At 45.7% G+C, this 14554-nt stretch carries 10 protein-coding genes; 2 read left to right on the forward strand and 8 right to left on the reverse strand.

The annotated features are described in order from the left end of the window. Positions 1–92 precede the first annotated feature (92 nt). From LP667_RS12490 to LP667_RS12515, 7 genes are all read right to left on the reverse strand, one after another. Positions 93–686 carry an NADPH-dependent F420 reductase gene (locus tag LP667_RS12490; protein WP_011101953.1) on the reverse strand — a complete coding sequence of 198 codons (594 nt, stop codon included), beginning with the start codon at positions 684–686 and terminating at the stop codon, positions 93–95. A gap of 148 nt (positions 687–834) precedes the next feature. After that, complete coding sequence (locus tag LP667_RS12495) at positions 835–2007, reverse strand: MalY/PatB family protein (RefSeq protein ID WP_021731834.1); 1173 nt, start codon at positions 2005–2007, stop codon at positions 835–837. Next, positions 1997–2863 (reverse strand): DUF3737 family protein, encoded by an 867-nt coding sequence (locus tag LP667_RS12500; protein ID WP_033609510.1) that lies wholly within the window; start codon positions 2861–2863, stop codon positions 1997–1999. Before LP667_RS12500 ends, LP667_RS12495 begins: the two co-directional genes overlap by 11 nt. A gap of 102 nt (positions 2864–2965) precedes the next feature. Next, positions 2966–3994, reverse strand: coding sequence for an aldo/keto reductase (locus LP667_RS12505; RefSeq protein WP_021731832.1), 1029 nt, complete (start codon positions 3992–3994; stop codon positions 2966–2968). Positions 3995–4478: 484 nt separating this feature from the next. Next, positions 4479–4607 carry a hypothetical protein gene (locus LP667_RS17295; RefSeq protein WP_021731831.1) on the reverse strand — a complete coding sequence of 43 codons (129 nt, stop codon included), beginning with the start codon at positions 4605–4607 and terminating at the stop codon, positions 4479–4481. A 41-nt stretch (positions 4608–4648) separates the two neighbouring features. Beyond that, entirely contained in the window at positions 4649–6436 is a 1788-nt protein-coding gene (locus LP667_RS12510) for an ABC transporter ATP-binding protein (RefSeq protein WP_021731830.1), read from the reverse strand. After that, positions 6436–8187, reverse strand: a complete 1752-nt coding sequence (locus LP667_RS12515; protein WP_021731829.1) for an ABC transporter ATP-binding protein — start codon at positions 8185–8187, stop codon at positions 6436–6438. Before LP667_RS12515 ends, LP667_RS12510 begins: the two co-directional genes overlap by 1 nt. Positions 8188–8457: 270 nt before the next feature. Between LP667_RS12515 and LP667_RS12520 the strand changes: the two genes are divergently transcribed. Both LP667_RS12520 and LP667_RS12530 read left to right on the forward strand, forming a co-directional pair. Then, entirely contained in the window at positions 8458–9852 is a 1395-nt protein-coding gene (locus LP667_RS12520; protein ID WP_021731828.1) for an MFS transporter, read from the forward strand. A 488-nt stretch (positions 9853–10340) separates the two neighbouring features. Then, positions 10341–10898, forward strand: coding sequence for a hypothetical protein (locus LP667_RS12530; RefSeq protein ID WP_033609504.1), 558 nt, complete (start codon positions 10341–10343; stop codon positions 10896–10898). A gap of 150 nt (positions 10899–11048) precedes the next feature. Here the strand turns inward: LP667_RS12530 and LP667_RS12535 are convergent, their stop codons facing one another. Beyond that, positions 11049–14531, reverse strand: a complete 3483-nt coding sequence (locus LP667_RS12535) for a YhgE/Pip family protein (RefSeq protein WP_420889417.1) — start codon at positions 14529–14531, stop codon at positions 11049–11051. Between the last annotated feature and the right edge of the window lie 23 nt (positions 14532–14554).

Here is a 14554-nt window from a genome sequence, read left to right on the forward strand (position 1 = left end):
ACGGCCCAATCAAAGTGACACTAGCCACACCTATTCTTACAAGGTCAGCACTAGCTATTTTGGCCCACAAGTGAGCCCCTTTTTACAATTCACTATTCTTCAATCTGAACAAAGTGTGTGTTACCTAGTCCACCGCCAACTTGCATGACACTGCCGCCATGCCGAAGCTTGCCCAAGTTAACGGGGCGGAAATTCAACGGCCGGACGAGCGCCGCGAATTCTTTCTTGGCAGCCACGTCATCGCCCGCATAGAACAAGACCCGTTTTCCCGGCCCATCAACGTGCCCATCCATAAACTCTGGTGGAATCGTATTGAAGGCCTTAATGACCCGGGCATTGTTCGCCGCGCGAGCAATGACTTCACTCCCAGTCAACGGGGCCGTCTTAATTTTCTTAAAGTCGGCCGTAAACTGGTTCGTCACGTCCACCACGATCCGTTGCTGATAATCGGCGACCTGTGCTAATACCGTCGGCGCCTGTTCAAACGGCACCGCAAGAATGACTAACGGTTGTTGTAAGGCTTCAGCAACTTCTACAAAAGCCACATTGGCAGCAAACTCGGCGCGCCGTGTTGCTAAACTAGCCGCACCACTGTGCCGACTTAATTTGATTTGATGATCACCGCGCGCAAAGGTCTTGGCTAATACTGTGCCGACCGTCCCGGCACCAATAATTCCAATTTCCATAACGATCCTCCACCTCATTTTCTAATAATGGTTTGAATTAACCGACTTATCCGGCCCGTTATCACGGACTGTCAGGGGTCGTCTAGACCAAACCAGCTTATCTTAATGATAGCGGAATCATTATGGAATTGCACCTCATACGCGTCAACTACGCTTGAACTTGTTGGTAAGCCGTAATACCAGCTTTTAATCGCGCTAATCCATCCGTCAGGGTAGTCGTTGGACAAGCCACATTCAGTCGCAAGAAGTGGTTGCCATCACCACGGTAAACATCGCCCGCTGATAAAAACAACCCGGTTCGTTGGCGAATAAAAGCAGCCAAAGCCGCACTGTCGGTTGTCACTTGCCGCACATCCAACCATAATAGATACGTCGCTTGGGCTTCCACCAACTTGACTTGCGGCAATTCAGCAGTCAAGTAAGTCTGAACTTGACGCTGATTGGCGGCTAGTTTGGTTCGCAATGCGGCTACCCAGTCATGACCTTCAGTATAGGCCGCAATGCTGGCTGGAATCGCAAACGAATTGGGTTCAGCCAATTCATCATTGTTGATCCCCCGGCTCACTAATGCGCGGACGTGGGCATCGGGGATAATCAACGTTGCCGCGTGTAAGGCCGCCACGTTGAAAGTCTTACTTGGCGAGACACAGCTGATACTGTTATACGCAACTGGCGCAGTCAATGATGAGAATGGCGTGTACGCGTTACCGTTAAGGGTCAAGTCACAATGAATCTCATCGGCAACAACTAGCACATGGTATTTCAAGCACAGCTCGCCGAGACGTTGCAACGTCGCACGCGACCAGACGATACCGATTGGATTCTGCGGATTACACAAAATCATCATCGTTGTTAGCGGATCAGCCAGTTTTTTTGTCAGATCATCCCAATCAATCGCGTATGCCGCATCATGGGCCACTAAGTCGCTACTCAAGGTATGCCGGCCATTGTTTTCAATTGAGTGATAGAAGATATTATAAACCGGAGCCTGAACTAACACGTTATCGCCGGCCGCCGTCATTTTACGAACAATTGATGAAATCGCCGGAACGACGCCGGTGCAGAACATCAGCCACTCAATCTGCGGACGGAAGTTGTGTTCTGTGGCCCACCAGTCTGCCACAGCTTCATAGTATGCCGTGGGAACTTCTTCGTAACCGAAGACGCCAAATTGCGCGCGTTGTGTCAACGCCTGCTTGATAACTGGTGCCGTTTCAAAGTCCATGTCAGCGACCCACATCGGCAACTCATTATCCGCGACGTCCCACTTAACGGCATTCGTGTGGCGCCGATTAAGTACGGTCTCAAAATCAAACGGCATGGGGCGCACGGCTTTCATGGTCAACACTAATCAGGGTCTGATGTGGATCTACTTCGGGATCATCCATGATGATTTCACCAATGGCTTGCGCATGAATCCGACCACTAAGCGGATTTTTAACGCTATCAATCGTTGAAACAACGTCCGCGTCAATGTTACGACAATATTCAAAAGCTAAGTCCGTATTGAGTAACGTACAGTTTTCCAACTTGACGTTATCCATGTAACACAGGCCCTGATCACTCTCAATCGTACAATTGACGAACCGAATATTCTTCGAGTTCCAGCCCAGGTATTCGCCAATGATTTGCGAATCATAAACGGTAACATTTTCACAATTCCATAGCGCATCCTTGGTCATCAGCGTTGCATGATGAATTTCAACGTTCTTAGCACCATCAAAGGCGTAATTACCGACAAGATTAAGCCCATCAACTCGAATATCTTGGCTGTTCATTCCAAAATAATCGCCGGCTGCTTGGACATCCTTCAACGTAATATCCTGGCAGTTCCATAACGTTTCTTCCGCCTCTGAAAAGTGAACGTGCGCTAACTTAATTTGGCTGGCCCGCCGAAATAGCTTAGGTGCCTGTAGCGTACTATTCGTAATCGTAATATCCTTGGTGTACCAGATGCCAGAGCGGGACATCGTCTCAAATAAACCTTGATCCACAGTCACGTGTTGACTGTACCACAAGGGATATTTCCACTTAAAGATTGGCTGGTTCAACGTGACATTGCGACTTTCCTTCAGTGGTGATTCACCATCCGCAAATGTCGTGTTATTAATTTCAAGGTCATGAGCCTTAAAGAGAGCCCGTTCGCCCGTTAAATACTGTTGTGTGATTGTTTTCAATTTAACTTCAATAACTCCTTTATTATGAAACGTGGGTTTGTTCACCCACGATACTCCTAGTGTATTCCCTTAACTGCACTCTAAGTCAACTAACTTGTCCGCCTACTGTCCGGCATACTGATTCCAATTATTAGTTCGCGAACGGTTGAGCGCCATTACGCCCTCTAAATCATGGGGTTGATAGGTTTCTTCTAGGTACTGGATTTCTGATGTCGTTAACTGCAAATCAGCCGCCTCGGCCACGGCATCCAAATGATGTTGCTTAGTCGCACCAACAATTGGCGCCGTCACTCGTTGCTGCAACCAAGCGAGATTAATGGCCGCCATTGAGACATGGTGTTGATGCGCCAATTCTTCAACGCGGTCAATAATCAGTTTATCCAGCTCGCTAGTTGCTTGATATTTCGTCTCAGCAAACGCATCCTGCTTGCGACGAGTCGTCTCGGTCCCAAAAGGATGTGCCAAACGACCACTGGCTAACGGACTATACGGTGTCGTTGCCAAACCGTTCTCATGGGCAAAACTGAACAATTCCCGTTCGTCCTCTCGATAAATCAAATTATAATGACTCTGAATTGAGACAAACTGCGGATAGTCGTTGCGTGCAGCAAGCGCGTTAATCTGTGCAATTTGCCAAGCATAGGCGTTAGAAATTCCAATATAGCGCACTTTGCCAGCCTGAACGGCGTCGTTTAATCCCGCCATAATCTCAGCCATCGGCGTTAACCAGTCCCAGATATGATAAATATATAAATCAACATAGTCTGTCTGTAGATTCTGGAGACTCTGATCGAGAGACCGCAAGACGTGTTCACGACCACTGACATGAGCTTCGATCTCTTGGGTCGTCCGATTCGTGAACTTGGTCGCTAACACCACTTGATCACGCTGAAATTGCTTTAACCCTTGTCCTAAGACGCGTTCACTCGCACCTGCTTGATAGACTGGCGCCGTATCAAAAAAGTTGATCCCCAGTGCCACTGCGCGCTGAAGGACTTGGTCCGCCTGTGTTTGGCCGACCGCCCATGAGCGCTGATTAACATCCGTGCCAGTGCCCGCACCAAACCCCATGCAGCCAAGTGCGACTGACGAGACTTTCAAATCGGATGTTCCTAATTGCCGATATTGCATTACATCACAACTCCCTTCATTACCTCATTACAACCCTTATTAAACCGCGATTCGTTGAAAGAGTACAATACCTAGTTCAAATAATTAATTATAACCATTTCGTATAGATAACTCCTATTCAGTCATTTTAGGAATCAATACCAGTAATTAGTTACCGCGCATTATTTTCAACCCGCCTGACAACAGACAACTGTGGCGGCCGTATTTTAGGTGCTGGTCCAAACACGGACAAACACTACAGATCATGACCATGCCAGGACCTGCTGGAGTGTAGCAATCAACTTTAGTAGCGATTAACTTTAAGTAAGCCATCGATGAAACGATTTTGTAGGCGCCATCACGATTTGGCTCGCCCACCCCGCTCAAATTCAATTTGCAAATACAAAACCGACCGCACTGGAAGTTAGACCTTTTCCAGAACAGTCGGTTATCATTAACTGATTAAACAGTCGTAGTATCGTCAATGACAACACTACGACAATGCTTATTTCAGTTTTACCTTAATTTTTAACTTTTTAGGTGCTTGGCGGCGTGCTAACATGAATTGCCAGCCAACTTTAAACAAGGTACTAATAACGGTCATCACGACCATTAACGATAATTTTCGACGCATTCAGCATCACCTCGATTAATTTAATTCGAGCATACCACACTTTAATCCGTATGCGCCGAATTTTGCAACTGAATCATATCGTAATAATACCCACGTTGTTGGAGTAGTTCATCGTTAGATCCACGTTCAACGATTTGCCCCTGATTTAAGACCAGGATCAAATCAGCATTTTGAATCGTGGACAAGCGGTGGGCAATCGCAATCGTCGTGCGGTTCTCCTGAATCCGATCCAAACCAGTCTGAATCATCTCTTCCGTCTCAGTATCGACGTTCGCCGTGGCTTCGTCCAAGATTAAAATCTTAGGATCAGTCACAATCGTCCGGGCGAATGAAATCAATTGCCGTTGCCCTGAAGAATAACTAGCTCCGCGCTCAATGACGCGTGACTGATAATTCTCAGGTAAATCGTTGATGAAGTCATCAGCCTTTACAAACCGTGCCGCTGCTTGCACTTGCTCATCCGAAATCTGATCGTTAAACATCCGAATATTGGAATTAATATCACCATAAAACATAAACGGTTCTTGCAAGACCAACCCCATCTTCTGTCGCAATTCCTCAGCCGGATACTCACGAATGTCGCGATCATCAATTAAGACTTCTCCTGACTGAAACTCGTAAAAGCGCATCAAAACATTAATCGTCGACGTTTTGCCACTCCCCGTCTGACCAACTAGTGCCACCGTTTGGCCCGGTTCAGCCACAAACGAGACGTCTTTTAAGACCGGATGCTGGCCGTCATAGGCAAAGGTGACGTGCCGAAATTCAATCTTACCGCGCGTAATCTTAGCTGTAGGATCGGCGTGTTGGGTCGGCGCAATCGTTGGGTCATCCATGACCCGGAGGACCCGTGACCCGGCGACGACGCCATCTTGAAAGTCTGACAAATTATCCATCATCGATGTCATCGGATTATAGAAGTTATTCAGGTACGTGATGAACGCGTAAACAACCCCGGCAGCGACATAGCCATTCAATCCCCGAACCCCGAAGATTCCCAGAACCATGACCGTCCCTAACGCATAAAATAGATCGATCAGTGGGCTTAATAATAATGAGTTCGTCCGGATCATCGCTTGGCGGGTCTTAAAATAGGCATCATTGGTATGATCGAACTCTCCGTTGATCCGATGTTCTTGTCGAAATTGCTGAATGACACTAATCCCGGTAATTGCCTCGCTCAACTTGGTATTCAACTCACTGAGCCGTTCCCGCATTCGCCGGTAAACCCGTGAGCTATACCGTTGATAATACCAAATCGTTACAGCCAAAAAAGGCATGAAAACCAATAACCACAAGGCAATCTGCACATCGGTGAGATACATCGCGACAAACGACGAAATCACCGCAAAAAAGGCGGTAAATAATGTATTAAACAACGCCCAAAAATTGGAAAACGACATCGTATCGTTAGTCAGGCGTGACAAAATTGAGCCACCAGGGACTTGATCAAAGTAACGCATGCCCATCCGATGCAACTTGGCGAACATTTGTCGGCGGACATTTTCAAGCATATATTCTGCCCCCATCGTACTACTGAAGTTCTGTACGAACTGCATCAACGCGCGCACAACCATGCCGAAGAAATACAGGCCCGCAAAGTACCACATGACCGGTACCGTGGCGTGACCTGTTTTGAGATAATGATCAATAAAGGTCTGTAATACACGCGGTAGATAGATATTAACCACACTAATCAGACCGGAAAAAACGATAGCCGCAATAAAAAACCATTTGAACGGTTTCGCATACGGCAATAGTCGCCGAATAACCGTGAGTTGTTCCTTAACAGGCATGGAACGTGCCCATACCGATTGACGTGCTGCCATTATTGCACCGCCCCTTCCACTTTAGTTTCGAGTTGTTGCCGTTTGAACATCTTCTGATACCACCCGTGTTGCGTCATTAATTGCGCGTGGGTCCCTCGTTCAACAACGTGACCGGCATCCAACACAATGATTTCATCAGCATTCATCACCGAACTTAACCGGTGGGCCGCGATAATCGTCGTTTTGTCCGCCCGCTCGGCCTTTAGATTAGCTAAAATTTCCGCCTCAGTTTCGGCATCAACCGCGGATAAGGCATCATCTAAGATCAGCAATTCAGGATTGATGAGTAAGGCCCGCGCAATGGCTAGTCGTTGGCGTTGCCCTCCAGATAGCGAGATACCTTCCTCACCAACTTGGGTATCGTATCCAGCGGGCATGCTGGCAATCTGACCACTCAAATCACTCTTGGCGGCGACCGCTTCCACAACGGCTTGACTCACAGTCGGATCGGCAAAACGAATATTTTCGCGAATCGTATTCGAGAACAGAAAACTATCTTGGGGCACATATCCAAGGGCTGGTAAGTAACTATCAAGCGCATACTGCTTAATATCATGACCACCATAAGTAATCTGGCCCTCGTACTGATCAAATTCACGCAAAATCAGTTTCATAATCGTTGATTTACCTGCACCAACCCGGCCGACGATTCCGAGCGTCTGACCAGCCTTTAAGCTAAAGGTGACGTCACTCAGGCTGGTTCCTGCATCGTTGGGATAATTGAACTGCTTGATTTGATACTGAATATCACCATGCGGGCGCTGTTCAATGCCCCGTTTGGCATCAATAATGGCACTTTGCTGATTCAATAATTCCATGACCCGATCATACGAGGCGTTCCCCCGTTCCATCGTGTTGAATAACATCCCGACCGCAAACATCGGCCAGACCATCATCCCCAAATAAGTGACGAACGAGACCAAGTTACCGATTGTGATGACACCGTGGGTCACGTACAAACCGCCCAAAATAATTGTGGCGCCGTAAGATAACGCAATAATCATGGTAATCGCGGGATCAAATAGCGAGTCGAGTACGTTGACATGCCGATTGATCTTAATCGTCTGATCAATCTGTTGATTAAAATCAGCAACGTCAGCCTTTTCCTGACCTAGCGCTTTGATCACTTTGATGCCACTGATACTCTCCTGCGCCTTATTATTCAGTCGCGAAAAGGCGGCTTGGGAAGCACGAAACGCGACGTGAATTTTTTTACCCAAATACCGTGACACGACCGCTAATAATGGGAAAGGTACTACCGCAATCAGCGTCAGTCGCCAGTCGATTAGTGTCATCATCGCAATCAACGTTGTCCCACCAGTAATAATGGAATCCGCAAATTGGAGAATGCCACCACCAGCGACCCGCTCAACCGCCGTGAGGTCATTGGTCGCATGGGCCATCAAGTCCCCGGTACGGTATCGCTGATAAAACGTCGCATCCATCTTCATGAAATGCCAAAAGAGCCGTTCCCGCAGTGTTCGTTCGAGGCCGGCCGCGCCACCCCAGATGGCATTCCGCCATAAATAACGTGCCAGGTACTGACCAACGGCGGCCACACCAATAATAACTAAATAGACCGTCAGCGTGTGCGCCGTCAAGTTGTGCTGATTGATCCCATCAACGACGTCCCCAATAATCCGGGGCGGCACAATGCCGATAATGGCGGTCAAAACTAGTCCAAGCACCCCCGCGAGGTACAACTTCCATTCACGCCGAAAATACCAGCCTAATTTCAAAAATATACTCACAGCGCACCTCCAATAATTTAATTAAAATTTAATTAGACAACTTTTTATAATACCATACCTCGCGCAAACCCCTTAATGATAAGTTCCATCCTGAATGCAAAGTGATTGCACCAGATTAAAAATAAGCTTAAACTAGTGACGTTAGCGGGGCGGTCATTGCGATCGTCCCTTTCAATCGTAAAAATTCAGATTGCTGATTTTTTACCACCGACTATTGGGCTTGGTGAGCTGTCCAAAATACGCCAATTACTTTATTAAGGAGTGTTTGTTGTGTCCCAACCAAGTACCGTTACTTTAAAAACCAAACTGGCAATTTTATCCGTCGGTTTACTCTCATTTGTCGGCATCCTCGTGGAAACGTCGATGAATGTGACCTTTCCCACACTGATTAAAACGATGGGGGTTTCACTGGATACCGTCCAGTGGCTAACGACCGGCTACCTATTACTGACAACCATTGTCATGAGTACCACGGCCTATGTGCTAAAGCGGTTTAACCCCAAACCCTTATTCTTATTTGCTGCTCTCATCTGTCTGCTTGGGGGCATCCTTTGTTGGTTAGCACCGAACTTCCCCGTATTATTGACGGGGCGCCTTCTACAAGCCGTAGCCACGGGGATTTCGATTCCATTGATGTTCCAGTTGATTTTTACTTACGTCCCTCGCAATCAGCTTGGGACTTATACCGGTTTAGCTAGTGTCATTGTGTCCCTAGCCCCGGCTCTTGGACCAACTTATGGTGGCGTCCTAACTAGCATCTGGTCATGGCGGGCGATTTTCGTTGGTATCGTTCCGTTGCTGGCATTACTCGCAATTTTAGGGGCATTCAACATTTCAGGGAAGGCCTTAGGTGTTGGCGATAAAAAATTCGACTATCTGGGTGCAATCCTGTTAGCCATCACCTTCACTAGTCTGCTGTTCACGTTTAATAACGCGGGAACTCACGGCTGGCTGTCGGTGAACTTCGGCCTGTGGTGTCTGTGGAGCATCGTGATGATTGGTGCAATGGTGACGTACGCCATCAAGGGGCGTCGCCAACTGATTGATTATTCAATTCTCAAATTGCCAATCTTGCGACTTCGGCTATTTAATTACTTTGGTTTACAATTCATTAATATCGGGTTGTCGTTCGTTCTGCCACTTTTCGCCCAAACCGTCCTTGGGGCTTCGGCCATGACGGCAGGGCTCATGATGCTGCCCGGCGCAATCGTCGGCGCCATCACTGGGCCAATCGCCGGTCGAATTTACGATAAACAAGGCCCAACGACCTTATTAACATTTAGTGCCATCATGGCGAGCGCCGCCTTACTATTATTCTGGCTGACAACCGATTACTTCACAGTCATCATCATGGCTGTCATTTACGCGCTACTACGCGTCGGCTTTAATACTGGTTTTGGGACTGCGATTTCGGATGGTAGCACCCGCGTCCCTCTGCCTCAAAAATCCGATCAAAACTCGATGTTCAGTATGATGCAACAGTACGCCGGTTCAATCGGGACCAGTATTATGTCCGCTGTAATTGCCGGCTATGAAATTCATCACCCGACCGTAACTGGAACAATTATGGGAAGCAAGTTGGATTTCTTGCTATTATTCGTGTTGGCGATCGCCATTTTGATTAGTGTTCTGCATGTTAAACGACTTGAAGCGGGGCAAAACTAGGATTGACTGATAGCATCGTTAGTCTTGAAAGTGGATTGATTGCTGCATTTTTGGAGATTAATCATTTGAATGCTTTAAATCTACATCGAAAAAGCTCAGATCCGCTTTGACCTGGGCCTTTTTGCGTACTCTAGCGTCAATAAACGCACTATTAAGCAGATTACTATCTCAATGCTTTCTAAAATAGAGTTTCCATATTATGATGGCATAATTGAAAACTAGTGACATTACAAAATAAATAATGGAAATACCAAAAACATTAATACAGTATTCTGTAAACCCATATTTGTATTGTGTGAGAAGATCATATCCACCATGTAAAACAAAAAATAAATAACTGATATTCCAAAAACAATCATGCTTTGTTTGAAACTTGATTTAAAAACAGCCATCATATCCTACTCCCACCTGTTGAAACCGGTTTCGTTTTGTCTTATTATACATACGCAATTCAAAAATGTACACTGCCGGAATAAGAATGAAATTCAATGAATTACACCAGCCAAGCTAACATTCACAAATTTACAGTATCTTTGGTCATTATTTTATTGAGCAGTATCCTAATATCTACTACCATAACTTTGAAAATTTCTGCCAATACAACATCATCGTCACAACAAGCCATAGATTGTATCGCTCAAGAATTAGCAGATGTATCAAATAGCATTCAGTATGATCCCCAGACTGGATTAGCAACAAACTTAGATGTGAACGCTTTAGTATCAAAATACGGTTCCAATAACCAGAACCAATTGCAGCATATCAACGAGATAATGAAATATGAATGCAAGCGAAATTTGCAATTCAACCAGGGCAAGCTAAATAGTATTCAAACTAAAAGTTTTTGGTCCTGTATGAAAAATCAATTGTTGGACATGATTGGCTATCAAACTTTCCAAGCATTACTACGTGGAGGCATTCAAGGATTGATCCAAAGAAAGGCGTGGAAGGCGGCAGCTAAATTATTAATCAGATACCTTGGAGATGGCATCGGAGTCGGGTTTATCGCCGCACAATTAGCCTGGTACGCGATTAGATGTGCCTAGTTATTCATTAGTTGCGCTCACTTGTAGAAAAAAGTAATGTCTTCGAATTATGATATCAGTAAAGCTAAAATTTAAACCTTTTCAAGAAAAAACCGCGCCCCCAAGACGCGGTTTTTCGTCTTGGAAGCGCGATAATATGATTACCAGTAATTACTTACCAGCTTTCATCTGAATTTCAGCCTCGGCTGGAACTTGCATATCGTGTTGCTTGAGGAAGACCATGGAAGCCCATAGTAATCCCAACGACACAATCGTAATTCCTGCTAAGACAACGATTGATGACCAGAAGATACCACTACCCCAACCACCAGTTAAGGCTTGCCGGAACGCTTGAATCGAGTACGTTAATGGCAAGTATGGGTGAATAACGTTGAAGAACTTGTTGGTAATTTCCATCGGGAAGGTCCCACCAGAACCACCAAGTTGTAGCATCAAGATAACCATTGCGACGAACCGTCCTGGGTTATCGAATAGCATCGATAAGAACATGACTAGGAACATTGACGCTAAGGCAATCATGATTGCCGTCAAGTAGTATTCAGGTACACTGATTGGTTTCAAACCAGCAACTAATAACACCGTCGCTTCGATAACCGCCATCGCAATTGCCACGGGACCACCAACGGCAACTTTACTCCAGAACCATTGTGTTGGCGTACCGTCGTCATCCGCAATCCGTCGAATTGGATAAGCGAAGTTGAAGACGATTGCCCCAACATACAAGGCCAGTGACAAGACGTAAGGTGCTAACGCATGACCATAATTTGGCACGTGCGTGTAGTCCTTATAAGATGTCTTAGTTGGCGCCGCCATCATTTTCGCATTCGCGTTCTTTAATGGTGTTGCGTTAACTTGATCCGCACCTTCTTGTAAGGAAGTAGCGAGTGTCTTATTCCCGTTCTTGATCTGCTTTGTCCCAGATAGGAGTTTGGCAGAGTTGTTGTCAAGCTGGGTGGCCCCGTCATTTAGTTGACTGACACCACTCGTTAATTGACCAGTACTACCTTGTAAGGTTTGTAAACCACTGTTTAGTTGCCCGGCACCGGTGTCAAGTTGTTGGACACCACTGACTAGGACTGGTACTTGACCGTTTAACGTTACTAAACCATTTGTAACCTTACTTGAACCAACATATAACTGTTGGACACCACTTACGAGAACTGGTACTTGACCATTCAATGTTACTAAGCCATTTGTAACTTTACTTGAACCAGCAAAGAGTTGTTGAACGCCACTAGCCAGAACTGGTACTTGACCGTTGAGCTGAACTAACCCATTTGTAACCTGACCTGAGCCACCGGTTAACATGCTAATTGCAGAAACTAGCGTTGGCACCTGCACGTTCAATGCTTGATTACCAGCGGCAACTTGATTTGCCCCGCTGTTCAATGTACTAGAGCTTTTATTTAGTTCCGCGGTTCCATTATTTAGCTGAGCAATAGCACCCACTAAAGTTGGAACCTGACCATTTAACGCGGTTAGTCCACCTTGGATTTTGCCTGCACCGCTATTGAGATCGGCTGACTTACTATTGAGCGCAGTCGTTCCTTCCGAAATCTGTCCTAAACCAGAAGACAAGTCTGAGGTCTTACTTGATAAGTTTGAAATCCCAGAGGTTAGCCCTGGTACCGCCTCATCCAATCGAGTTAGCCCAGTAGTCAGTTGACTTGTTCCAGACTGAACCTGCTCAAGACTATCGGTTAATTTTTCAGAACCAGCTTGAAGCTTTGGAATTTGGGCCGCTAATTGATTAACAGAATCAATATACGTATTCACACCACTTTGCAACTTACCAAAGCTTTGTGCCAAACTAGCATCGACTGTCGTTACCTTAGAAACTGTCCCAAGTGTTGTCTGAACTTGCTTCATCTTGGCATTCAAGTCCGTAGCAGCTTGTTGCTTTGCAGCACTATCCGAGTTACTTTTTCCAACACCGGATAGTGTGTCTTCAAGCGCTTTAACTTGAGCATCCGTTAAATGTTGTGCACTTTTAATACTCTCAATTTTAGTATTAATTTCAGCACTTACATTGCTAGTATCCGTGGATGCCGTTAAAGTAGCTACATCACTATTAATTGCACTATTTAAAGCAGAAATATTTGCCGCGTTAGCATTGCTCTTTAAACTTGCGATAAGTGTATCAACATCTTCCAATGTTGACGTCATCGCAGTCATTCCAGACTGTAACGTTGCAATCTGCTCTTTTTCACTATCAGATGTCGCCACGCTATACAAATCTGAGAGTCCAGTCGTTACTGTACTGCTACCGCTATGAATCCCTTTTAACGCATTGTTGACATTTGTTGCTCCAGATAGCAACTGAGTTGATTGTGCTTCTAAACCACTTGTTGATTCTTTTAATTGATTTGCACCTTGACTAAGCATACCAGCACCATTAGAAGCGGTCTTTAGTTTGCCGTCAATCTTATTAACAGCACCAGTATAATCTGAAACACCAGTCTTCAATGTTGAGGAACCGTCTTTCAGCAGCGGCACAGCCTTTGACAATTCTCCTGTTTTACTATTCAATTTGCTTAACCCTTGCGAGACAGTGTAAACACCGCCAGTATATTTTACAATTCCTACTTGCAAGGCCTTAGAACCGTCTGCTAACTTAACAACACCATTTGATAATGTACCAGTCTTACCATTCAATGTCGTCAGACCACTACTTACTTTTGCTGATCCAGTTGCCAATTGACTGACACCACTAGCCAGCGCCCCAGTCTTACCATTCAGCGTCCCAAGACCATTAGTAACCTGACCAGAACCATCTGATAACTGACTGACACCACTAGCCAATGCCCCAGTCTTACCATTCAACGTACCAAGTCCACTAGTAACTTGCCCAGAACCATCTGATAACTGACTGACACCACTGGCTAATGCCCCGGTCTTACTATTCAATGTATCCAGACCGGTCTTCAACGCACTACCACCATCAGCAAGCTTAGCAATCCCAGCAGGTAACTGCTGCACTTTCGTATTCAACTCAGTCGTCCCGTTCTTCAACGTATGAACGCCCGTCGTATACGTCGTCAAGCCATCCTGCAGTTCAACGCCACCATCTTTAAGCTTGGTAGCCCCATCGGCAGCTTTTTGATAACCCTTACCGGCAGTCCGAATCTGCTTGAAGATTGCTAATGCGTAAGCCTTGGTGACTTGCGCCCGAATGCTCTTATTGACTTGCGAAACACCAGTGTCGGTAATGACCTTAGCAATATAGTTCAACGATTCGTTGGTCTCATAATGCAAGTTCATCTTTTTGGGCTTCGTATCCGTCATCGTCGTGGCATTTTTCGAGAAATTACTTGGAATCGTAACGACCGTATAATATTTCCGGTCTTTCAATCCCTGTTTGGCTTTTTTAGCCGACACAAAGTGCCAATCTAAATCGTTATTTTTCTTTAAATTCGTCACGACTTGCTTACCAACTGCAAACTTTTCGCCTTGATAGTTCACTGACTTATCTTCATTAACGACAGCTACTGGTAAGTTTTGCGTATCCCCATATGGATCCCACACCGACTTCAAGAAGAAGATGCTGTATAAAAACGGGATCAAAATCATGACTGAAACTGAAATCCATAGTATTTTGCTATGACGAATTGACCGCCATTCGTCGCGTATCATTTTCACAACCTGAAACCTTCCTT

The sequence above is a fragment of the Lactiplantibacillus paraplantarum genome (assembly GCF_003641145.1).
In the GTDB taxonomy this organism is placed as follows: Bacteria; Bacillota; Bacilli; order Lactobacillales; family Lactobacillaceae; genus Lactiplantibacillus; species Lactiplantibacillus paraplantarum.

Coding starts and splice junctions, on each gene's coding strand:
- LP667_RS17295 (WP_021731831.1), bottom strand. CDS start 4,607: ATGCGTCGAAAATTATCGTTAATGGTCGTGATGACCGTTATTAGTACC.
- LP667_RS12490 (WP_011101953.1), bottom strand. CDS start 686: ATGGAAATTGGAATTATTGGTGCCGGGACGGTCGGCACAGTATTAGCC.
- LP667_RS12535 (WP_420889417.1), bottom strand. CDS start 14,531: ATGATACGCGACGAATGGCGGTCAATTCGTCATAGCAAAATACTATGG.
- LP667_RS12510 (WP_021731830.1), bottom strand. CDS start 6,436: ATGGCAGCACGTCAATCGGTATGGGCACGTTCCATGCCTGTTAAGGAA.
- LP667_RS12495 (WP_021731834.1), bottom strand. CDS start 2,007: ATGCCGTTTGATTTTGAGACCGTACTTAATCGGCGCCACACGAATGCC.
- LP667_RS12505 (WP_021731832.1), bottom strand. CDS start 3,994: ATGCAATATCGGCAATTAGGAACATCCGATTTGAAAGTCTCGTCAGTC.
- LP667_RS12530 (WP_033609504.1), top strand. CDS start 10,341: ATGAATTACACCAGCCAAGCTAACATTCACAAATTTACAGTATCTTTG.